Origin of the sequence: Flavobacterium laiguense (genome assembly GCF_003097655.1) — a bacterium.
In the GTDB taxonomy this organism is placed as follows: Bacteria; Bacteroidota; Bacteroidia; order Flavobacteriales; family Flavobacteriaceae; genus Flavobacterium; species Flavobacterium laiguense.
Genome location: NZ_QCZH01000004.1, coordinates 199116 through 220216 on the forward strand (window position 1 = coordinate 199116; position 21101 = coordinate 220216).

General features: G+C 34.0%; 20 protein-coding genes and 1 pseudogene. 8 read left to right on the forward strand and 13 right to left on the reverse strand.

Features of this window, described 5'->3' with window-relative positions; genetic code table 11:
- Positions 1 to 65 precede the first annotated feature (65 nt).
- The 4 genes from DB891_RS06095 to DB891_RS06110 all read right to left on the reverse strand — a co-directional run bounded on the left by DB891_RS06095 (position 66) and on the right by DB891_RS06110 (position 4301).
- Positions 66 to 899, reverse strand: coding sequence for a phosphate ABC transporter substrate-binding protein (locus tag DB891_RS06095; protein WP_116761622.1), 834 nt, complete (start codon positions 897 to 899; stop codon positions 66 to 68).
- Positions 900 to 920: 21 nt separating this feature from the next.
- The gene (locus DB891_RS06100) at positions 921 to 2255 is read right to left on the reverse strand and encodes a hypothetical protein (RefSeq protein ID WP_116761624.1); all 1335 of its coding nucleotides are present in this window, start codon (positions 2253 to 2255) and stop codon (positions 921 to 923) included.
- Between the two features lie 200 nt (positions 2256 to 2455).
- Positions 2456 to 3547 (reverse strand): sensor histidine kinase, encoded by a 1092-nt coding sequence (locus DB891_RS06105; protein WP_116761626.1) that lies wholly within the window; start codon positions 3545 to 3547, stop codon positions 2456 to 2458.
- Between the two features lie 70 nt (positions 3548 to 3617).
- Entirely contained in the window at positions 3618 to 4301 is a 684-nt protein-coding gene (locus DB891_RS06110; RefSeq protein ID WP_116761628.1) for a response regulator transcription factor, read from the reverse strand.
- A gap of 235 nt (positions 4302 to 4536) precedes the next feature.
- Here DB891_RS06110 and DB891_RS06115 point away from each other — a divergent pair, with 235 nt between their 5' ends.
- The 4 genes from DB891_RS06115 (at position 4537) to DB891_RS06130 (ending at position 10252) form a co-directional block, all read left to right on the forward strand.
- Positions 4537 to 7308, forward strand: a complete 2772-nt coding sequence (locus DB891_RS06115) for a TonB-dependent receptor (protein WP_116761630.1) — start codon at positions 4537 to 4539, stop codon at positions 7306 to 7308.
- Positions 7309 to 7502: 194 nt separating this feature from the next.
- Entirely contained in the window at positions 7503 to 8693 is a 1191-nt protein-coding gene (locus DB891_RS06120) for a hypothetical protein (RefSeq protein WP_116761632.1), read from the forward strand.
- Between the two features lie 111 nt (positions 8694 to 8804).
- Positions 8805 to 9143, forward strand: coding sequence for a T9SS type A sorting domain-containing protein (locus DB891_RS06125; protein ID WP_116761634.1), 339 nt, complete (start codon positions 8805 to 8807; stop codon positions 9141 to 9143).
- A gap of 110 nt (positions 9144 to 9253) precedes the next feature.
- The gene (locus tag DB891_RS06130; protein ID WP_394335988.1) at positions 9254 to 10252 is read left to right on the forward strand and encodes a LuxE/PaaK family acyltransferase; all 999 of its coding nucleotides are present in this window, start codon (positions 9254 to 9256) and stop codon (positions 10250 to 10252) included.
- Positions 10253 to 10669: 417 nt separating this feature from the next.
- Here the strand turns inward: DB891_RS06130 and tyrS are convergent.
- A pseudogene (tyrS, locus tag DB891_RS06135) lies at positions 10670 to 11965 on the reverse strand (tyrosine--tRNA ligase); the annotation flags it as partial.
- A 155-nt stretch (positions 11966 to 12120) separates the two neighbouring features.
- Between tyrS and DB891_RS06140 the strand changes: the two are divergent.
- Complete coding sequence (locus tag DB891_RS06140) at positions 12121 to 13110, forward strand: NAD-dependent epimerase/dehydratase family protein (RefSeq protein WP_116761725.1); 990 nt, start codon at positions 12121 to 12123, stop codon at positions 13108 to 13110.
- On the opposite strand, the gene DB891_RS06145 is transcribed toward DB891_RS06140, so the two are convergent.
- The 3 genes from DB891_RS06145 to DB891_RS06155 are packed head-to-tail and all read right to left on the reverse strand — an operon-like array spanning position 13111 to position 15685.
- Positions 13111 to 13590, reverse strand: coding sequence for a DUF4296 domain-containing protein (locus tag DB891_RS06145; protein ID WP_116761638.1), 480 nt, complete (start codon positions 13588 to 13590; stop codon positions 13111 to 13113). It lies immediately after the preceding gene.
- Between the two features lie 13 nt (positions 13591 to 13603).
- A complete protein-coding gene (locus tag DB891_RS06150) occupies positions 13604 to 14944 on the reverse strand; it encodes a dihydroorotase (RefSeq protein WP_116761640.1) in 1341 nt (446 codons plus the stop codon).
- Between the two features lie 15 nt (positions 14945 to 14959).
- Entirely contained in the window at positions 14960 to 15685 is a 726-nt protein-coding gene (locus DB891_RS06155; RefSeq protein ID WP_116761642.1) for a polyprenol monophosphomannose synthase, read from the reverse strand.
- Between the two features lie 101 nt (positions 15686 to 15786).
- Between DB891_RS06155 and DB891_RS06160 the strand changes: the two genes are divergently transcribed.
- The 3 genes from DB891_RS06160 (at position 15787) to DB891_RS06170 (ending at position 18165) form a co-directional block, all read left to right on the forward strand.
- Complete coding sequence (locus DB891_RS06160; RefSeq protein ID WP_116761644.1) at positions 15787 to 16458, forward strand: DUF4271 domain-containing protein; 672 nt, start codon at positions 15787 to 15789, stop codon at positions 16456 to 16458.
- A gap of 12 nt (positions 16459 to 16470) precedes the next feature.
- On the forward strand, positions 16471 to 17220 hold the full coding sequence (locus DB891_RS06165; RefSeq protein WP_116761646.1) for a uroporphyrinogen-III synthase: 750 nt from the start codon (positions 16471 to 16473) through the stop codon (positions 17218 to 17220).
- Positions 17221 to 17694: 474 nt separating this feature from the next.
- The gene (locus DB891_RS06170; RefSeq protein ID WP_116761648.1) at positions 17695 to 18165 is read left to right on the forward strand and encodes an Lrp/AsnC family transcriptional regulator; all 471 of its coding nucleotides are present in this window, start codon (positions 17695 to 17697) and stop codon (positions 18163 to 18165) included.
- Positions 18166 to 18170: 5 nt separating this feature from the next.
- Here DB891_RS06170 and DB891_RS06175 read toward each other — a convergent pair whose 3' ends face one another.
- From DB891_RS06175 to DB891_RS06195, 5 genes are all read right to left on the reverse strand, one after another.
- Positions 18171 to 18383 (reverse strand): hypothetical protein, encoded by a 213-nt coding sequence (locus DB891_RS06175; protein WP_116761650.1) that lies wholly within the window; start codon positions 18381 to 18383, stop codon positions 18171 to 18173.
- Entirely contained in the window at positions 18349 to 19035 is a 687-nt protein-coding gene (locus tag DB891_RS06180) for a zinc metallopeptidase (protein ID WP_189337108.1), read from the reverse strand. The genes DB891_RS06175 and DB891_RS06180 overlap by 35 nt, the downstream gene beginning before the upstream one ends.
- 104 nt (positions 19036 to 19139) lie before the next feature.
- On the reverse strand, positions 19140 to 19736 hold the full coding sequence (locus tag DB891_RS06185) for a hypothetical protein (RefSeq protein WP_116761652.1): 597 nt from the start codon (positions 19734 to 19736) through the stop codon (positions 19140 to 19142).
- Positions 19726 to 20196, reverse strand: a complete 471-nt coding sequence (locus DB891_RS06190) for an RNA polymerase sigma factor (protein WP_116761654.1) — start codon at positions 20194 to 20196, stop codon at positions 19726 to 19728. The genes DB891_RS06185 and DB891_RS06190 overlap by 11 nt, the downstream gene beginning before the upstream one ends.
- Positions 20196 to 21047, reverse strand: coding sequence for an alpha/beta fold hydrolase (locus DB891_RS06195; protein WP_116761656.1), 852 nt, complete (start codon positions 21045 to 21047; stop codon positions 20196 to 20198). The genes DB891_RS06190 and DB891_RS06195 overlap by 1 nt, the downstream gene beginning before the upstream one ends.
- Between the last annotated feature and the right edge of the window lie 54 nt (positions 21048 to 21101).

Here is a 21101-nt window from a genome sequence, read left to right on the forward strand (position 1 = left end):
TCATTTAGAAAAAAAACACAAATATCCCCCATTTCTATAAAAAATGAGGGATATTTTACTTATTATTATTTTAAAGGATAATACCCTACTTCTTCAATAAGACCTTGACCTGCAGGACTCAAAATCCAATCGATAAACGCTTTGGTCTCACCTGTTGGTTTTGATTTTAAATACATGTACAAGTATCTTGTAATAGGATAGGTTTTACTTTTGATAGTAGCAGCAGTTGGTAAAATCGCAGGACTTTTATCGTCTTTCTTTACACCACAATCTTTTACTCCTTCAGCATAAGCTGCTCCACCGTAACCAATTGAATTTCTATCTTTTTTAACTGCATTTACAATTGCTGCTGTTCCTGGCAATGTTTGACAAGATGGAGAAAAATCTGTTTTTACCACATTGTCTTTAAAGAAACCAAATGTTCCAGAACTACTTTCTCTTCCATATAATTTGATTGAAGCATCAGCACCACCTACTTCTTTCCAGTTGGTAATTTTTCCGGCAAAAATTTGTCCTATTTGTTTAAGCGTAAGTGAAGAAACTGGATTGGCTTTATTCAAATAGATAGACAAACCATCTTTGGCACAAGGAATTTCCACACCCATTGTATTGTATCTTGCTTTTAATTTTTCTACCTCAGATGTTTTAATAGGACGACTTGAATTGGCTATATCTGTAGAACCATTAATTAATGCCGCCAAACCTACTCCAGATCCACCACCCGTTACTTGAATAGAAGCACCTGGGTTTTTCTTCATATACACTTCTGCCCATTTTTGGGACAAAATAACCATAGTATCAGACCCCTTTACGGTCACTTTATTTATCGCCGTGAAAGAAAATCCAATTCCCATTACGACCATTACAATTAACGCTGCTTTTAATTTTGTTGTTTTCATTTTGATATAAATTATTATTATTTAGAATTTTGCTTGAAACCTCAATGTTAAGGTATTATCTATATGATCAACATTAGCAAAATCTGGATTAGTGATAGCTGGGTTTGCACTTTTTTCATTTAGGGGCATGGTATAACTCAACATTATTTTTATATTTTCATCAAAGAAATACTGATAAGCAAAAGTCCAGTCTTTAAATTTCAAATCATCTATAGTCGCTACTTCATTTCCGGATTTTTTTGTGTTTGGATCAAAAACATCATACCTTATAGACAACATATGATCTTTTCCAACGTTTTTTATTAATGAAAGATAATATCCTTCTATATCTCTTACTTTATTATTATTAGTAAATAATGTATTCACTTGTGTTGGAAAATCAGCAGCTTTAAATCCAGACAATGTACCTCTTACATATTCGGTTTTAAATGAAGTTCCGCCAAGAAAATCATAATACACTTGCATCTCTGCGCCGTACCATTCTTTTTTAAGATTATCACCTACTTTTGGAGTAAATTTATTTCCATTTTCATCGGTAAATATCGCTGGAGTAGCAGTTTGAGTAATTACTTCATTATTACCAAAATACCCAAGACCTCCAAAATCAATCCCAAGGCCTTTACTTGGGAATTTTAATGAATAAACAGCTCTGGCCATTACATCTTTACTATTGTCTACATCTTTAACTTGATTTGCAGCTGATCCCGTTGCAAAATTCCCATTCAATACTGCTACTTGAAGCTTCAATGGAATTTCATATTTTGTCATAAAATTCGCTTCTAATTTAGCTCCTTGATCTCTTTCCTGTGGATATAAAATTCGGGTAAATAAACTTCTTTCTGCAAACTCTCTTGATGCAGATGAAAATTCTACTTCATAAGTAGGCCTATTAAATAGCCCAATCCACAATGAGAATGTATTTGTCCAACGATCATTTAGCATGACATAAACATCGGTAAGCCTCACTCTATCAATTTCAAAATTTGGACACAAAACAAACTTGACACCATCTAATGCTTCATAAGTAAATTTGACCCGTGCTCTCCTTATAGAAAATGAATTTGTAATTGGAGCTGTACCTGTTACAGGGCTTACACCATGAATTCCAGCATTCCACGTATCATAAGTCTCAAATTGCGCTTGGATGTACCCCGATATTTTTAACTTAGCCATTTTATCTACTTGCTCTTGCAAAGGAGATATTTGCTCATTTAAGGCATCAAATTTTAATTGATGCAAATTTATTGCTTGTTGTAACGAGTCAATACTGATTGATTTAACTGAATCATTTGCAACCTCTTGCGCATTAACTGCACCAAAAACCAATGCCATTATTGCAACTATAACTTTTTTCATTTTATTTAATATGAATGTTAATTTTGCGCAAAGGTGATACTGTAATGTTAAGCTAATGTTAACTCAATGTTATATAGATGATAATTTAATGTTAATAGGTTTTTTCTTTAAATAGAATGATTGTCATTTTCAAACAATAAAATCAATTAAAACGCTAACAACCACCTATTTGATTTGTATTTCAGAATATGAATTTAAAGTTAATTTTTATTTTTCTTAAGCCCAAATTGATCGGTAATAAATGTCTTTTCCAGGGTAAATGAAAACTCTGAACCTATCCCAAATTCACTTTCTACGTAAATTTTTTCTTTGTGGGCTTCAATTATGTGCTTCACTATGGAAAGCCCTAATCCTGAACCTCCTTCAGTACGTGAGCCACTTTTATCAACCCTGTAAAAACGTTCAAAAAGGCGCGGTATGTTTTGCACTTCTATTCCTTCCCCATTATCGGTAACCCGAACCAATACTTTTTTATTGGTCAAATTCACAATCGAAACTTCGGTTAAACCACCTTCTTTTCCGTATTTTATGGAGTTTACAATCAAATTTTCGACTACTTGCTGGATTTTATCTTTGTCTCCATTTACAAAAATGGGCTGAATATGATCATTTTCGAATGCTAAAGTAATTTTCTTCTTATCGGCTTTCATTTCTAATAAATCGAAAACGTTGCGAATCAGTTTTACGATATCAAATTTTATAAACTCAAGATTCAAATCGCCCGATTCCAGTTTAGTAATCATGTCTAAATCTTCCACAATATAAATAAGTCGTTCCACTCCCTTTTCGGCACGTTTCAAGTATTTTTTACGAATCGATTTATCGTCCATAGCTCCGTCCAAAAGAGTGGACAAATAACCTTGTACAGTAAATAATGGGGTTTTGAGCTCATGGGATACATTCCCTAAAAATTCTCTTCGGTACTCTTCACGAACTTGCAACATTTCGATCTCTAACTTTTTATCGGTTGCAAATTTCTTTACTTCCCGAGTCAAAGTCTCCATATCGGTTGTTATGGGTTTGTTTATAAAAGTACTCGACTCTAACAATGATACATCGTCGTAGATTTTTTTAACTCTTCTGTATATAAAACGCTCTACCCTGTATTGCAAAACAAAAAAAGAAAACAAATAAACAAAAAACAGACTGATAAGTCCGTCCAATAGCAAAGCACTAAAAGTAGATCTGAACAGTATTGCAGAGAGAATCATACCAAAACCGGACACAAACAAACTGATAAACAAAGCCGATTTTATAGCAAACTTGTAACTTTTTTTGAAATTGATTTTCATTATATAATTGGATATGCGAATTATGGTTACTAAAAAAGATCCTTAAAAACCTTTTAAAGTTACCATTTATTTAAACTTCAAACTTATAACCTACACCTTTTATGGTTTTAAAAAGATCATCTCCAATTTTTTCACGAAGTTTTCGGATATGAACATCGATGGTTCTTCCGCCAACAACAACATCATTGCCCCAAACTTTGTCTAGGATCTCTTCTCTTTTAAACACTTTTCCAGGCTTAGAAGCTAATAAATAAAAAAGCTCAAACTCCTTTCTTGGTAAAGCAATCTCAATATTATCCTTTACGATTTTATACTCCTCACGGTTAATTTCTATTCCACCAACATTGAGCGTTTCGCTGTTTTGCTCTTGTTCTTTTAATCTACGCAACAAAGCTTTTACTTTGCTTACCAACAATTTTGGCTTAATTGGTTTGGTGATATAATCATCAGCACCAGCATCAAAACCTGCAACTTGCGAATAATCCTCGCTTCTGGCTGTCAAAAAAGTAATAATCACATTATTCAACTCCGGAATTTTTCTAATATTCTCACAGGCTTCCATTCCGTCCATTTCTGGCATCATCACATCCATTATGATAAGATCCGGTAATTCTTTTTTTGCTTTCTCAACGGCTTCTTTACCATTAATAGCGGTAACAATCTGATACCCTTCTTGTGCTAAATTATAGCCTACAATTTCTAAAATATCTGGTTCATCATCAACCAGAAGAATCTTGGTGTTTCTTTTCTTCATAAAATAGCAAAATTAAGTTCCTCTATTGCATTTCAACCTATTTGAGATACAATGACTTTTTATTGCAATGTAAAAGTAGTAATAAACTGCAAGCATCAATGCTAAAAAAACGGACTTAACCTTAATTTAATATGTTAACAATTTCATAATGATTATAACATTGATTCGTAACTTGATGTTAACACAAAGACTAGAATCCCGCCATTTATTTGCAGAAAATTAAACACTATTCAAAATGAAATTAAAATTTCTATTCTTTACACTACTTATTTGCGCTATTGGCTTCTCACAAAACAAAGGAACAATAACTGGTGTTTTATTAGACAAAGACTCCAACAATCAATCCTTACCTTTTGCAAATGTGTTAATAAAAGACACCAAAATTGGTGCAAATACGGATATTGACGGTAAATACACGATCACTATAGCCCCTGGAAATTATACCGTTCAATTTAGCTTTTTGGGTTATGAAACTGTAGAAGTTCCTGTTACCGTTGCTGCGAATGAAACGATTACACTTAATAACTCATTGGGATCTGGAAGCTACAAATTAAAAGATGTAGTAATCAAATCGAGCGGAGGAAGAGAAAAAGAAACAGCATTGCTTTTAGACCAAAAAAATGCAGTTGTCATCAAACAAAGTATCGGTGCGCAAGAAATGTCCAGAAAAGGGGTTAGTGATGTTGAAGAAGGTTTGACAAAAATAACTGGAATTACAAAAGTGGGATCAAGAGGATTATTCGTTCGAGGATTAGAAGATCGTTACAATAATTTATTGATCAATGATTTGGCCGCTCCAACCAACAATCCGTTTTTAAAAATCATACCATTAGACTTATTCTCAACAGATATTGTAGGAGTCATTGAGGTTTACAAAACGTTTAGCCCTAACATTTACGGTGATTTTGCTGGTGGAACCTTTAATATCCAGACTTCAAGAGGCTCAAAGAGCATTACAAAATTAAACATAGGTACAAGTTACACCGTAAACAGTAATTTGAAAAGTTTTTCACTTTCTAAAGATGCAGATTCAGCTGAAGGTTTTTTTGGATTTACAGCAGATAATAGAGAATTACCTTCGTTATTAGGCGACACTCCATCAAGCCGTGTATTCACACCACAAGAATCTCTGGATTCTTTTAAAAGTGGTTTTGATGTATCAGAAATTAAAAGCCCATTAAATACAAGTATCGGTCTTTTACATTCTGAAAAATTCAATTTAAATAACGGACAGAACTTCTCTTATCTTTTTTCTATAAATGCAGAAAACAATTTTGGCATTCAAGAAGGAGTTGACAGAACATTCAGATATCAAAGCACCGGTATTGACTACAAAACTGACTTTGTAACTACTGACAATCATTATAAAACAGCGCTAACTGGTCTGCTGGGTTTAAATTACAGTACAAATCGTTTGAAATTATCTTTGAACAGCCTTTATATAAAAACAACCGATAATTTAATCAAGGATCAATACGGGGTTGCCAATGCCGAGACTGGAACAGGAGCCAATGAAACACTTATCAGAACCAATCAATTAGACCAATCCAATTATTGGAACAATCAATTAGTAGGGGAATACGCTTTAAGTGAAGATAAAAACCAAACTATAAAAGCTGGAGTATCTTATGCCAAAACAAAATACGACCAGCCAGACAGAAAAGCTTTTTCAGGAGTAACAACTCCCAATGATGGAATAAGTGCTTCGATTGCCGGAAACAACTTTATTAAACAGTATCTAGAAATCACCGGTAACTCGTATTTATCTGGATTAACAGAATACAATTTAAAATTTGGAGGCAAAGATAAAAGTCACAAACTGACAGTAGGATACAATGGAAATGCATCGGATATGGAATCTTCTTACCGTTTTATTTCTCCAACAGTAGGTCCAAACATCAATGCTCCGCTTAACAGTATTGACGAACAATTGAATGCCTATATCGCTTCAGAGGCTTTTTATTATAAAGAAAGCTCTAACGCTACTTACAAAGCAAAACTGAAAGAAGCCGCAAATGCAGGATATGCTAATTTACTATACAAATTCAACGAGAAATTTGAAGCCAACGGAGGTGTAAGGGTTGAGAGTACGAATCGAGAAACGCAATACAGACAACAAGGTTCATTTGATGACCCCTTTCAAACTTTAAAATACGATAAAGTATATTTTTTACCTTCATTGAATGCAAAATACTCGGTAACCGAAAATGCTAATGTTCGTTTCGCTGGTGGTATTACATATACAAAACCAGTAATAATGGAAGCGTATCCTATTGAATACATAAATGCTGACGGAACTTCGATGCAAGGGAATCCATTTTTATTAAATAGTGATAATTATAATCTTGATTTAAAATACGAACTTTTCCCTACAGCAAAAGAAATGTTCGCAGTAGGGCTTTTTGGAAAGAAAATGGAAAATCCTATCGAAAGAACTTTCACTTCAAATGCAGCTGGCTCAACAATAATATCATATTTAAATTCGGAAAATGCTGTTTTATACGGTGCTGAAATTGAGTTTATTTATGATTTGGGTCGTATAAACGGTACACTTTCAGATTTCTCATTAGGATTTAACACTTCGTTAATGGGTACCAAAGCAGAAGTAAATCCCAAAAACTCTCTTGAAACGCATACTTCAAGAGACCTACAGGGAGCTTCAAATTGGTTAATCAATTCCGATTTAAAATACCAGTTCGAACTAAGCAAATCATGGAGTAACACAGTTTCACTAGTTTACTCTGTATTTGGAAAAAGAATTTATGCAGTAGGAACTATTGGCCTAGACCATATTTATGAATTACCGGTACAACAATTGGATTTTGTTTGGAGCAGTAAATTATCAGAACATTTTGACTTAAAATTCTCCGCAGACAATTTAATAGATCCAGCTCGCCAGTTTGAATTGGGTGACAATAGTTTAACCCCAATTGTAGAAGATTCTGCATTGACAAGAAGCTATAAAAAAGGAAGAGGATTTTCTTTAAACCTCGGATATACTTTTTAAAATAAATTTTATTCTAAAAACTTAAAAGCACTGTTAATTCAGTGCTTTTTTTATGACCTAAAACCAGACAACTTCTTAACATTATATTTACACTTTAGAGCTTTTATGATAACCATATTGTAATAATTAGCTAACGTGCAGGACGAATTCCTGAAATATCTTTGCTTCAAGAAAATAACTATTAAACAACAATTATGAAAACTAAATTTTTCGCTTTAGCAATGTCTTTAAGCTTATTAATCGCATCATGTACAAATGAAGAAGACAAAACAACTGTAACTGCAACACCAGAAATTACAGGAACTTTCACAGCAAACAAAACGTATACTTACGGAAACTATACTATGAAAGGAATTGTTAAAATTGCTAAGGACGTAACAGTTACCTTTGAAGCAGGATCAACTATTACTGTTGACAAAGCAACTGGAGACAATGCATTAGTTGTATTGAACGGTGGAAAATTAATCATCAATGGCACAGCTGACAAACCAGTAGTCTTTACTGAAAAATCAGGAATTGCAGGTTCTTGGGGAGGTATTATCATGTACGGTGATGCATCTATTAAAGCTGCAGCTGGAGTTACCGAATCTACTTCAGAAGATGGAAATGCTTTAAAATACGGAGGTACGAATGACGCACATAATGGTGGTTCATTAAAATATGTAAGAGTAGAATATGCAGGTTCAAAATTAGCTGATGGTACAAAAGAATTAAACGGATTCTCTTTCTATTCTGTAGGATCTGGAACAACATTGGATCACTTGGTTTCTTACAAAGGTGCTGATGATGGTTTCGAATTCTATGGTGGAACAGTAAGTTTGACAAATTCAATTTCTTACGGAAACACTGATGATGCTTTTGACTGGCAAGATGGCTGGAAAGGTCAAGCAAGTACAAACTGGTATGCATACCAAGCTGGAAAAGGAAATTTTGGAATCGAAGTTGAATCTTCAAAAAACAACAATGATTTCTTTCCAAAAGTTACTAATATCACTTTAAGAAGAGCTGCAGGAACAACTCCAGAAGCAATTGGTGACGTCCAAGTTGATGCTATCCAATTTAAAAACGAAGGAAACGGAGATTTCAGCAACATCATCATAGAAGGTTACGGAGATTACACAGAAGCTGGTAAAGTATACACAGGAGCTGCCGTAAAAATCCAAGATGCCGGAACAAACACAAACCAAGTAATTGGTTCTAAAATTAAAATTACTAACGTAAAGATATCAGGAACTTCTAAAGAGGTTTTAGGTGTAGCAAAAACACCATGGGATGGAGTAGTTTCATTTCCAGCTGCAAATTTCACAGTTACCACTACTGCAACTGGAGCTTCATTAACAGCAGGTGCTTGGGCAACAGTTAACGGTGTAGACTTGACTAAATAGTTTCTATTTAAAAATCAAATTTTGAATTAGTTAAAATACCTCTCAAATAATTGAGAGGTATTTTTTTTTGTAATTATTTTTTCTTATATTTACTCTCAAATCTCAAAGCTAATGACGAAAAACTACTTTTATATTACACTTATATTGGCTTTTTTCTTTACCATTAGTGCAACTGCACAAGATAATAAACAACAGCCAAGACTACAAGAAAACGCTTCAATTGAAGGTTTAAACTTGTACCCGAACCCTGTGACTACTGGCAAAGTGTACATCTCATCAAAAAATGACTTAGAAAAAGAAATTCTTATCTTTGATGTTTTAGGAAAAAAAGTATTACAGACCAGAATCGATACTAAAGAACTCAACGTATCTAACTTACAGCCAGGTGTTTATATCATAAAGATCACCGAGGAAGAAGCGACAAGCAGCAGAAAACTAATCATCAGATAACTCTTCTGAATAAATTAAAAAAGTTCCAAATATTTTGGAACTTTTTTTTTGCTTCTCCTTTACATAGATGCATTAAGTTAATATCTAAAAGGCAGAAAATAATAATATCTTTGCGCAAAAAAAAGAACTTGATTACAGCCAACGACATATTCACCATTTCTAGTCAAAAGCAATTTGAAAAAATAGCACTAAAAGTGTTCCGATTTCAATATGAAAATAATTTGGTGTACCAAGAGTTTTGCGATTTATTAAAAACAAATCCGCAAAAAGTAAAGTCACTCCATCAAATTCCTTTTTTACCCATTCAGTTTTTCAAAAGTCATACTGTTGTTTCAAATAACAACCCTATTCAAGCTACTTTTACCAGCAGCGGAACAACGGGAGCCATAACCAGCAAACATTTAGTTACAGATGTCACTATTTATGAAGAAAGCTACCGCAAAGGTTTTTCTCAATTTTACGGAAACATTGAAGATTACGTGGTTTTGGCCCTACTTCCCTCCTATCTGGAACGGGAAGGGTCTTCTTTAATTTATATGGTTCAAGATTTGATACAATTGACCAATAACAGCGATAGTGGTTTTTACCTCAACAATCACGAAGAGTTAATTCAAAAACTGATAGATTTAGACCAAGTAGGACAAAATGTAATTCTGATTGGAGTTACCTATGCTTTATTGGATTTAATCGAAAAAAGAACATTCCAACTACAGCACACCATTATCATGGAAACGGGCGGTATGAAAGGCAAACGCAAAGAAATGATTCGGGAAGAATTACACGAACAGCTTTGCGAAGGTTTTGGCGTTACAGCCATTCATTCTGAGTACGGGATGACCGAATTACTTTCCCAAGCGTATTCCCTTGGAGACGGCGTATTTGAATGCCCCTCCTGGATGCAAATTCACATTCGCGACACCGAAGATGCCCTTGCGTATATAAAAGACGGAAAAACGGGCGGAATCAATGTGATTGACTTAGCCAACATTAATTCTTGTTCATTTATTGCTACGCAGGATTTGGGCAAAAAAAATCCCAATACCACTTTCGAAGTATTGGGACGTTTTGACAATTCGGATATACGTGGTTGTAATTTGATGGTGGTTTAATCGTAAATATCTTTTCGATGCCCTAAATCAACAACTTCAACTACAAGAACATTATCTTGTGGTTCACTAATAAACTTGAAACACTTCACTTTTCTCTTTCCATTTATAATTAAACGATTCTTTAACATCTATTCCTAGTAGTGAACAAACTTTTTCCGATAAGGCAAAAACACCTTTCTCATTAAATCCTGTAACCATTACAACGCATGTTACTCTATTTTTATAAATCGTGAATTTATCGCCATTCATAAACCGCCCACCATGCTCACTAGAATTTTTAAATGAAATAGGCAAAACTATAGGATTTAAAATTTCTAATTCAGGGTCATAATTTGCATCGAGCTCTTTCATCTTTTCCTCATGTTGCACTAAAGCTCCTTCTACATAATTCTGAATACTCCCCTCAATTACATCAGACACCAACTCAATCACAAAATAATTTTTCTTACCACTTTGCAACAGCACAAATTGATTATTAATCAAATCTTTAGAAGAAAGCACAAATGTTTCGTTTACTTTTTCTTTGTTCACCGAAATAGAATTGGCAGTCAAAGCTCTTCTTGCCTCTCCATTTGATTTAAAAAAACCTGTTTTTTCATTCAATACAGTAACAATATCCAATCCTGCTTCAACATCATTTCTTGAAATCTCGGCTTGAGGCACTCCATCAAAAACTTCCAAAAAAGTAGTCTCATCTAGTTGTTTCAAATCATCTGCAGTCGCATTTCCAAAAAGAATATTCGAAGCCTTAATCGCTTTCTCCAATTCTTCGGCAGAATGCACAAAAACAGTTAATTCTTCAGCCAATTTTCTTTGTAAAACCCTTAAATGTGGGGCTACTTTATGTTCTTCAATCAAAGTGTCGATTGTTTCCTTATCTAAGAAAGTAAAGATCTTAATATACTTTTCTGCATCGACATCGGTAGTATTCAGCCAAAATTGGTAAAATTTATATACTGAAGTTTTATCGGCAGTCAACCACACATTTCCGCCCTCGGATTTTCCGAATTTAGAACCATCCGCTTTAGTGATTAATGGACAAGTCATTGCATAAGCTTTGACCTCTTCGCCAACGTTCATTCTTCGCACTAATTCGGTTCCTGTGGTGATATTTCCCCATTGATCCGAACCTCCCATTTGCAACAAACAATTGTATTCTTTATGCAAATGATAAAAATCGTATCCCTGAATCAATTGATAGGTAAACTCAGTAAACGACATTCCCTCTCCTTCACCAGATAATCTTTTCTTCACAGAGTCTTTGGCCATCATATAATTTACCGTAATACGTTTACCGACGTCACGCGCAAAATTAATGAATGACAATCCCTTCATCCAATCATAGTTATTCACTAAAACTGGTGCATTTACGGCAGTATCGTTAAAATCTAAAAAACGAGACAGCACCCCTTTTATACCTTCAACATTATGATTTAAAGTAGCTTCGTCTAATAAATTTCTTTCATCTGATTTCCCGGAAGGATCTCCAATCATTCCAGTTGCACCACCCACCAAGGCAATTGGTTTATGTCCAAAATTTTTGAGATGTACCAACAAAATAATTGGCACCAAACTACCAATATGCAAAGAATCTGATGTGGGATCAAATCCAATATAAGTAGCCGTCATTTCTTTTAAAAGTTGTTCTTCGGTTCCAGGCATTATATCGTGAACCAATCCACGCCATTGTAATTCGGAAATAATATTTTTCATCTGTAAAATAATCAATTTTCACAAAGATAGCAATTTCAATGGCAATGGCAATTTCAATGACAATTTCAAAAATCAATGACAACATGAATTTCAATAACAATTTCAATGACAATAATAAATTTTATGGTTTGAGACAAAATGGTATATTTGTCAATATGGTATTAGTCACAGGAGGAACAGGTTTAGTAGGCGCACATCTTTTAATTCACCTATTAGAAAAGGGAGAAAATGTCTGCGCTATCTATCGAAGCTTAGGAAGTACCCAAAAAGCAAAATCGCTGTTCTCTTTGTACAAAAAGGAAGCCCTTTATGAATCAATACAATGGATTGAAGCTGACATTCTTGACATTCCTTCCTTAGAAAATGCATTTCAGGGAATCGACCAAGTATATCACTGCGCCGCTATGATTTCCTTTGACCCGAAAGAAGAAGATCTCGTTCGAAAAACCAATATCGAAGGCACGGCAAACATTGTTAATTTTTGCCTAGCTTACAATATCAAAAAGCTTTGTCATGTGAGTTCAATAGCCGCTCTTGGCGACTTGGCTTCACACGAATCTATTATCACCGAAGAAACTGAATGGAACCCCGAAAAACCACATAGCGATTATGCCATTTCAAAATATGGTGCCGAAATGGAAATTTGGCGCGGTCAACAAGAAGGACTTGAAGTAATAATACTAAATCCCGGTATAATTATTGGCCCCGGATTTTGGGACCAAGGAAGCGGAGAACTTTTCACGAAAGTAAAAAATGGATTGCCTTTTTATACGAAAGGATCAACCGGTTTTGTAGCCGTTTCTGATGTTGTTACTATAATGTACGAATTGATGAAAAGTGATATTCATGGTGAACGATTTACACTGGTAAGTCAAAACATCGTTTTTAAGGACCTGCTATTTACTATTGCAGATGCGCTAAAAGTCAAAAGACCTAAATACCATACAAAACCATATTTAATGAATACTTTATGGAAATTGGACTGGATAGCATCGAATGTTTTTGGTAAAAAAAGACAACTCAGCAAAGCCTCCGCCAGATCTTCTTATTCAACCGATTTATATTCTAATGAGAAAATAAAAAACGCCTTGAATATAACATTCATAGGCGTTCCTGATTATATAAAAAAAATTACAACATTATAACTATTTCTTCTTAGCTTTTAAAATAGAATCCTTCTCCTTTTTAAGTTTCAATTCTTTTTCTTTCTTAGCTTTTGTTATCGAATCTTGTCTTTTTTTCGCTTTTGCTTTCTTAAGTGCAGTGGCTTTTTTTTGCTCTTTTTTGATTACCAAATCTACTGAAGCTTTCTCCTTTTTTAATCGGACGGCTAAAGCATCGTACATTGTTTTGTACTCCCGATAATCAGCTGCATAATACGCATTGCTTTTTACAAACTGTAGACTGTCGATTTTGTACTTTTTATAAATATAGGTCTTAGGATTAACACCATTATTATATAATGAATTCGGATCTTGGTATTTCAAAGCATCCAAAAGAGCCATGTCATACATAATATCAATCATTACCCCTTTCTCAATAAGATTACCAGGTTTTTCGACTAAGTCTTTATTACAACTTGAAAAAATCACAAGTAGCACCAAAAAGAATACTAATTTCTTCATCTAATGAATTTCTTTATCTATCGAATAACATTCTTTTACCAGCACGAATATCTTTTACTTTAAAGCCAGAATAAACCAATTGCCCGTTTACAAAAGTATGGGTAATTCTAGATTTAAAAGTAAACCCTTCAAAAGGAGACCACCCACATTTTGAAAGTATATTTTCTTTCTTTACACTCCAAGGCAATCCTGGATTTATAATTACCAAATCGGCATAATACCCTTCTTTGATAAAACCTCTTTTTTCAATTTTGAAAATCTTCGCTGGATTATGACACATCTTTTCTACGATTTTCTCCACGCTTATCTTTCCTTGATGATGCGCTTCAAACATAGCCACTACGGCATGCTGTACTAAAGGACCTCCTGAAGGTGCTTTAAGATAGTTTTGCTTTTTCTCTTCTAATGTATGCGGAGCGTGATCTGTGGCAATTACATCAATGCGACCGTCATTCAGTGCTTCCCACAAGACTTTTCGGTCATTCTCTGTCTTTACAGCAGGATTCCATTTTATGAAATTTCCTTTGGTTTCATAATCCTCATTGGTAAACCATAAATGATGCACACAAACTTCGGCAGTTATTTTTTTCTCTTCCAATGGAATTTTATTGGTAAACAACTCCATTTCTTTTGCCGTTGACAAATGAAAAACATGCAGTCTTGCACCCGTTTTTTTGGCCAAAGCAATTGCTTTAGAAGAAGAAATATAACATGCCTCTTCACTACGAATAAGGTGATGAACCGTTACGGGAATATCTTCACCGTACTCCTCTTTGTATTTTTCTAAATTATTTTTAATCGTCGTTTCATCTTCACAATGAACCGCAATCAACATAGAAGTACACGAAAATATTTTTTCTAAAACAGCTTCATTATCCACCAACATGTTGCCTGTGGAAGACCCCAAAAATATTTTTATCCCAGCGACATTCTTAGGATTAGTCTTTAGGACTTCCTCCAGATTATCATTGGTGGCACCCATCATAAAAGAATAATTGGCAAAAGACTTTTTAGACGCAATTTGATATTTTTCTTCTAGAACTTCTTGGGTAACCGCATTAGGAACCGTATTGGGTTGTTCGATATACGAGGTGATTCCACCCGCAACTGCAGCTCTGGATTCTGATTCTATATCTCCTTTATGAGTAAGACCAGGCTCTCTAAAATGCACTTGATCATCTATCGCTCCAGGCATCAGATAGTTCCCTTCGGCATCAATAATCATACAATCAGAAGATTTTGCACTAATACTTTCTGAAATTTCTACTATCAGATCGTTTTCGATAAGCACATCCCCTTCAAAAATAACTCCTTCATTTACTATTTTAGCATTTTTAATTAAATATCTATTCATAGTATCCTCTTTTTTTTACAAACTGTTAAATAACTTTTTTAAACGTAACGATATTACTCCAAACACGGCTTCCACTATTATGGAATTGCTCATCTTAGACTGCCCTTTTGTTCTATCGGTAAAAATAATAGGCACTTCAGAAATGGCAAACTTTTTACAATACGTTCTATATTTCATTTCAATCTGAAAAGCATAACCAACGAATTTAATTTTATCCAAATTAATTTCTTCCAGCACTTTTCTTTTATAACAAACAAAACCTGCTGTGGCATCATGTATTTTCATACCGGTTATCAATCGAACATATACCGAAGCAAAATAAGACATCAAAACGCGACTTAAAGGCCAATTGACAACATTTACTCCAGTAACATAACGGGAGCCAATGGCTAAATCGGCATCTCCAAAATGACAGGCGTCATATAACTTTTCCAGATCATACGGATTATGAGAAAAATCAGCATCCATCTCAAAAACAAAATCATAGCTATTTTGCAACGCCCATTTAAAACCATGAACATAAGCCGTTCCAAGACCTGATTTTTTGGCTCTTTTTTCTAAAAATAATCTTCCATTAAATTCTGCCTGAAGCATAACCACTTTGTCCGCAGTATGATCTGGAGAATTATCATCTATAATTAAGACATGGAAAGGTTTGTGTTGTGAGAGCACTGCCCTAACAATGCTTTCAATATTTTCAATTTCGTTATAGGTAGGAATTATAACAATACAATTGTTCATGTTTCAAGTAATTTCGGTGCAAAAGTAACCATTTTAAGCCATTTGATTATTATAAAATTATAAATAAATAATGTTGTAAAAATTAGTAATTTTGCCACGATATGACAGAACAAGTACTTCATCCTAGAATAGTTGAAAATAAAGACTGGGTAACACTAGTGTTTATTATGGCTTTTGGCATCATTGCATTAACCAAATCGGTTTATGAAAATCGTTTTGCGGATTTTGTCAAATTAATTTACTCCAATAAATACATCCGTATATACAGGGACAGCAGCCACTTAATGGGCATGTTTTCTATATCCTTGTTTTTTGTCCAAATCATTTCGTTCTCCTTTTTCATACAACTCTTACTGAGTTATCTTGGATATGGATCAAAAACCGATTGGATTCTATTCATTCAAATATTCACTTTCCTCATCTATTTTATTTTATCTAAATTTTTGATAGAAAAAATTATCGCCACTTCATTCGATATCGAAGAACTTATCGAACAATTTAATTTACAAAAAGTCACCTATCGAACCTATATTGGGTTGCTTTTGCTCCCTGTTGACATTATTTTGTTTTATTATGATTCTATTTTAGAAAATATTCCACTCCTTGTTTTCTATATAATACTAGGACTAAACGTATTACTATATTTGGTTTCAATAAAAAACTACAGAAACGAAATTTTCGGCAAGTTGTTTTATTTTATTTTATATCTTTGCACTCTTGAAATAGCACCCTATTATTTTATGTATTATTGGTTTACAAAAAGTAGTGTTTAGAAAATATTTAATATGAAAGTGAAAACAATTTTGGTATCACAACCAGAACCTAAAGTGGAAAATTCTCCATACTTTGAGCTGCAACAAAAGCATAAAGTAAAAATTGATTTCAGACCTTTTATTCATGTAGAAGGAGTCAGTGCAAAAGAAATTAGGCTTCAGAAAATCGACCTTAACCACTACACTGCTATTATATTAACCAGCAAAAATGGTGTGGATCACTTTTTCAGAGTAGCAGATGAGATGCGCTATAAAGTTCCTGAAGGATTAAAATACTTCTGTCAATCTGAAGCAATCGCGTTTTACCTGCAAAAATACGTAGTATACAGAAAACGTAAAATCTATGTAGGACCAAAAGATTTTGCTGATTTATCGCCTTTAATCAAAAAGTACAAAGACGAAAAATTCTTATTGCCAGCATCAGATCAATTAAACGCTGATATCCCTGTAACATTAAACGCTTTAAAAGTAGACTGGACTCCAGCCACTTTTTACAAAACGGTTATGAGCGATCTTTCAGATTTAGCCGATGTTTATTACGATGTACTAGCTTTCTTTAGCCCTACCGGAATTAAATCTTTATATAAGAACTTCCCAGATTTTGAGCAAAACAATACTCGAATAGCTGTTTTTGGAAGCACTACTCAAAAAGAAGCTTTAGATCACGGATTGCGCATAGACATTATGGCTCCAACACCTGGAACTCCATCTATGACAATGGCTTTAGAGAAATACATTGCTGAAGCTAATAAAGGAAAATAAACTTCTATGAAATGGCAATATCAATTGCAATTTCAATAACAATAAAGATTCCAAACTCCAATTTCACGATTGGAATTTGGAATTTTTTATTTAAATTCTATCCGTTGGGTGTAATTGTTTTTTTACCACATAGAAGCATAGAATTTATAGTTTTTGATAAAAAGTTTGATAGATGTTTTACTTTTCACATAGTCAATCTATGTGAAAAATAGTGCTATTTTCTATCCCTTCTTTAATCATTAATTGTAAATCTATGCATCTATGTGGTTTGTTTTTTATTTAAACAGAATTACACCCAATGAGTTAAACTCTCTTTATTTTCAAATCATTTCTTCCGAAAAGCATTTAAATTTTAGCAGTCAGGAACTCCCTTTTTTATTTCATTGGAAGAAAACTTTTTTTCGATGTGAGTTTCGACTATTTTTGGTTTCAAATTAAAACTAAAACCTTACTTTTAGTTTAAAATAGGTCGTTATGAAAATCAATTCCCTTGTTGTAGAAATAGACGGTATCGATAAAGAGATTTTACGCTACCTGATGGAAGATGCCCGAAAACCAATCCTTCAAATTGCCAATAAAATAGGCATTTCGGGAGCGGCTATTCATCAGCGACTTCGAAAACTGGAACAATCCGGCGTGATTTCGGGTTCTAAATTTACCGTTAGCCATAAAGTTTTAGGATACAACACCATGGCCTTTGTTGGAATTTATCTGGACAAAGCCGCCCGAAACTCCGAAGCCGTAAAAGACTTAAAAAAAATACCCGAAGTACTCGAATGCCATTACACCACAGGAAATTGGTCCATTTTAATCAAAATTATTTGTCGCGATAACGAACATTTGATGCAATTGCTGAATTCCAAAATCCAAGCCATTGAAGGCGTTTCCAGAACGGAGACTTTTATATCACTGGACCAACAAATTGACAGGCAAATACAGCTGTAAAAATTTCAAAATTCAATGGCAATGGCAATGGCAATGGCAATGGCAATTTCAATTTCAATGGCAATAAAAAATAAAAAAAAACCAAATCCCAATTGAATACTTGGAATTTGATTTTTTGCTCTTTGCTCTTTGCTTTCTGCTCTCTGCTCTCTGCTTTCTGCTTTCTGCTCTTTGTCCTTTAAACTAGTTCCTTCTACCTCCCATATAAATCGAGACATAATACAACAAAGTCGCAATTGACCCCAACGCAGCAACTACATAAGTTCTGGCAGCCCATTTTAAAGAATCTTTCGCTCCTGCATGTTCTTGTTGTGTCAGCATATTTTTATTCTCTAACCAAGCCAAAGCTCTGTTACTTGCATCGTATTCTACCGGCAAGGTAACAATCGAAAACAAAGTCGTTGCTGCAAATATGATAATCCCTATCAATAACAATTGTGGAAAAGTACGAATCATCAAGATTCCGGCCAATAAAATCCATTGCATATAAGTCGAAGCTACATTTACAATTGGCACCAATTGAGAACGCATCGTCAGCCATTGATACCCCACAGCGTGCTGTACTGCATGTCCGCATTCGTGCGCAGCAACTGCTGCTGCTGCAGCGTTTCGCTGGTTGTAAACTGCCTCACTCAAATTGACGGTTTTATCCACCGGATTGTAATGGTCTGTCAACTGTCCCGGCGTTGAAATTACCCGAACATCACGAATACCGTTATCAGCAAGCATTTTCTCGGCGATTTCGGCACCCGACATCCCGTTTTGCAAATGCAATTTCGAATAAAATTCAAATTTATTCTTTAGTGTAGAACTCACTAACCAGCTTGCCAGCATAATAGCACCTGCAAGAATTAAATAACTCATTCCCATATCTTTTGTTTTTTTTAATTTAAAGTTTAAAATCTGTAAATGAAACAGCAAAATCTGAACCAAATTAAAAAAATGACAAAATGACACGAAAATTAGAAACAGTACTATCCATTAGCACTCAACTGCTTATTTACATCTTCAAATTTAGCGATCAAACCGTTGACCCTCGCTTGCTCTTTTTTAATTTCTTTTGGTCTTAAATAAAACCAAGCAAACCCTACCCATCCCAACATTACTACATAAGTAAAAATTCCCCCAAATGTTGTCATTCGAGATGTGTATTCATACATGTACAAACATAACCCAGAACCAAGCAGTATAAAATACAAACTCAACATGGTAGATTGTAAAAACTGCTGTTTTTCTTTAATTGAAATTAATTTTTGCAGGTATTCACTATTGCTTTGAGTACCATCAATAGTTTTATAAAATCCAACTAATTTATTGTAGCTGAATAAATAAATTACCATTGCCAAAATAGTTAAAATAATTCCAATTTTGGTCGAAATAAACTCAGGCTGATAATAATACCAAATAGAAATAATAAACACAATTGTCGCGACAAGCAAAACATTTGTTATAACTAACTTTCTCAGACTTACTCTCTTGAAATCTTTCATCTTAGAAAGTAATTCTTCTATATTTGGCGGACTTACAGCCTGTTGTTTCCATAAATCTTTAAAGTCTATATTATTGTCCATTTTCTTTAAATTTTTGAGTTAATTTTTCTTTTATTCTATGAATTTTAACTCTCGTATTGGCTTCTGAGAGTCCAACGATATTTGCTATTTCTGCTTGTTTTACATCTTCCAGTTCGAGTGAAATAATAATGCGGTCGGTTTCTGGCAATTCGGCAATGCATTTGTACAAAAACTGAATCTGCGGTTCCAACGAATAGTGCTTTTCTTCTGTAATATTTATAGGCAGTTCAGATTTAGGGAATCGCTTTTCTTTTTCTATTTGCCTCAGGCAATTGTTGGATGCAATTCTGAAAATCCAAGTTCCGATACTGGCTTCGTTCCTATATGTATGGAGTTTTTGCCAGACAATAATGAAGGTCTCCTGAGCCATATCCTGTGCAATGTCGTAATCATTTACGTAACCCATGCACAAGCGAAATATCTTTTGCCAATAGGATTTGTATAGTTCTCCAAACTCCATTATATTGATTTTACAAAGTTGTTTAGTTGTGCTAAATACCATTCCTTATCATCATACATAATAAAATGCAATCCTTTGTTTGCATATTGAAAATTGGCAGTTTTAAGGTTTTTATATTGAGTTTCAATGGCAGGTTTTAGATTTGCAAAATAAGCTTCCAATAATATTAAAGAAGGACATTTTATAGTCGCAATTTTATCTCTCAAATCTGTATTTGAGAAATCACAATACATTTCGGCAAATGTTTTCTTATCCGATTTAACACTCCAACTAAGTAGCAAATCTTGTTTTGATGTGTCTTCTAAAAGCCTTGGTAGGAACTTTTTTTGTGACTCATAAAATTTATCATCAGACATCGCTATCATTTGATTGACCATTGGAGCGCAATCATTATTTTCTTTTGCTTTAAATGAAGCATCCATCAAAGCAGACAAGCAAGGAAGCGCATCAACAACCACAATTTTCCCAATTAGTTCCGGATAATCGGAAGCAATAGCGAGTGCAAGCCCACCACCCATACTATGACCAATTAAAATTGGCTTTTCGATTTTGTTTGTTTTTATGTAATTGGCAATTTCTGTTTCCCAATTTTTAAACGAAGCATTAGGTTGTGGTTTAACTCCAGCAAAACCTGCCATTGTAAAAGTGTAACAGGTAAATTCTTTTTCAAAATTAGATTTTGTTTCGTTCCAGACGTCTCCAGAACTGGCAAATCCGGGTAGGAAGATTATGGATTGTTTCCCTTTTCCTGTTTTGGCAATTTCAAACGGATACGATTTTGTTTGCCCAAATACATTTAAACACAATGCTGAAAATAATAGAACGATAATCAAGAAGATGTACTTTTTCATTTTTAATAGATTTAAGTTGTTAAATGATCAAATTTGTCTTTTAGATACAGAACA

Coding starts and splice junctions, on each gene's coding strand:
- DB891_RS06125 (WP_116761634.1), top strand. CDS start 8,805: ATGACGAAAAACTACTTTTATATTACACTTATATTGGCTTTTTTCTTT.
- DB891_RS06120 (WP_116761632.1), top strand. CDS start 7,503: ATGAAAACTAAATTTTTCGCTTTAGCAATGTCTTTAAGCTTATTAATC.
- DB891_RS06095 (WP_116761622.1), bottom strand. CDS start 899: ATGAAAACAACAAAATTAAAAGCAGCGTTAATTGTAATGGTCGTAATG.
- DB891_RS06105 (WP_116761626.1), bottom strand. CDS start 3,547: ATGAAAATCAATTTCAAAAAAAGTTACAAGTTTGCTATAAAATCGGCT.
- DB891_RS06160 (WP_116761644.1), top strand. CDS start 15,787: ATGACAGAACAAGTACTTCATCCTAGAATAGTTGAAAATAAAGACTGG.
- DB891_RS06185 (WP_116761652.1), bottom strand. CDS start 19,736: ATGGACAATAATATAGACTTTAAAGATTTATGGAAACAACAGGCTGTA.
- DB891_RS06150 (WP_116761640.1), bottom strand. CDS start 14,944: ATGAATAGATATTTAATTAAAAATGCTAAAATAGTAAATGAAGGAGTT.
- DB891_RS06110 (WP_116761628.1), bottom strand. CDS start 4,301: ATGAAGAAAAGAAACACCAAGATTCTTCTGGTTGATGATGAACCAGAT.
- DB891_RS06115 (WP_116761630.1), top strand. CDS start 4,537: ATGAAATTAAAATTTCTATTCTTTACACTACTTATTTGCGCTATTGGC.
- DB891_RS06100 (WP_116761624.1), bottom strand. CDS start 2,255: ATGAAAAAAGTTATAGTTGCAATAATGGCATTGGTTTTTGGTGCAGTT.
- DB891_RS06140 (WP_116761725.1), top strand. CDS start 12,121: ATGGTATTAGTCACAGGAGGAACAGGTTTAGTAGGCGCACATCTTTTA.
- DB891_RS06145 (WP_116761638.1), bottom strand. CDS start 13,590: ATGAAGAAATTAGTATTCTTTTTGGTGCTACTTGTGATTTTTTCAAGT.
- DB891_RS06180 (WP_189337108.1), bottom strand. CDS start 19,035: ATGGGAATGAGTTATTTAATTCTTGCAGGTGCTATTATGCTGGCAAGC.
- DB891_RS06170 (WP_116761648.1), top strand. CDS start 17,695: ATGAAAATCAATTCCCTTGTTGTAGAAATAGACGGTATCGATAAAGAG.
- DB891_RS06195 (WP_116761656.1), bottom strand. CDS start 21,047: ATGAAAAAGTACATCTTCTTGATTATCGTTCTATTATTTTCAGCATTG.
- DB891_RS06175 (WP_116761650.1), bottom strand. CDS start 18,383: ATGTCTCGATTTATATGGGAGGTAGAAGGAACTAGTTTAAAGGACAAA.
- DB891_RS06165 (WP_116761646.1), top strand. CDS start 16,471: ATGAAAGTGAAAACAATTTTGGTATCACAACCAGAACCTAAAGTGGAA.
- DB891_RS06190 (WP_116761654.1), bottom strand. CDS start 20,196: ATGGAGTTTGGAGAACTATACAAATCCTATTGGCAAAAGATATTTCGC.
- DB891_RS06155 (WP_116761642.1), bottom strand. CDS start 15,685: ATGAACAATTGTATTGTTATAATTCCTACCTATAACGAAATTGAAAAT.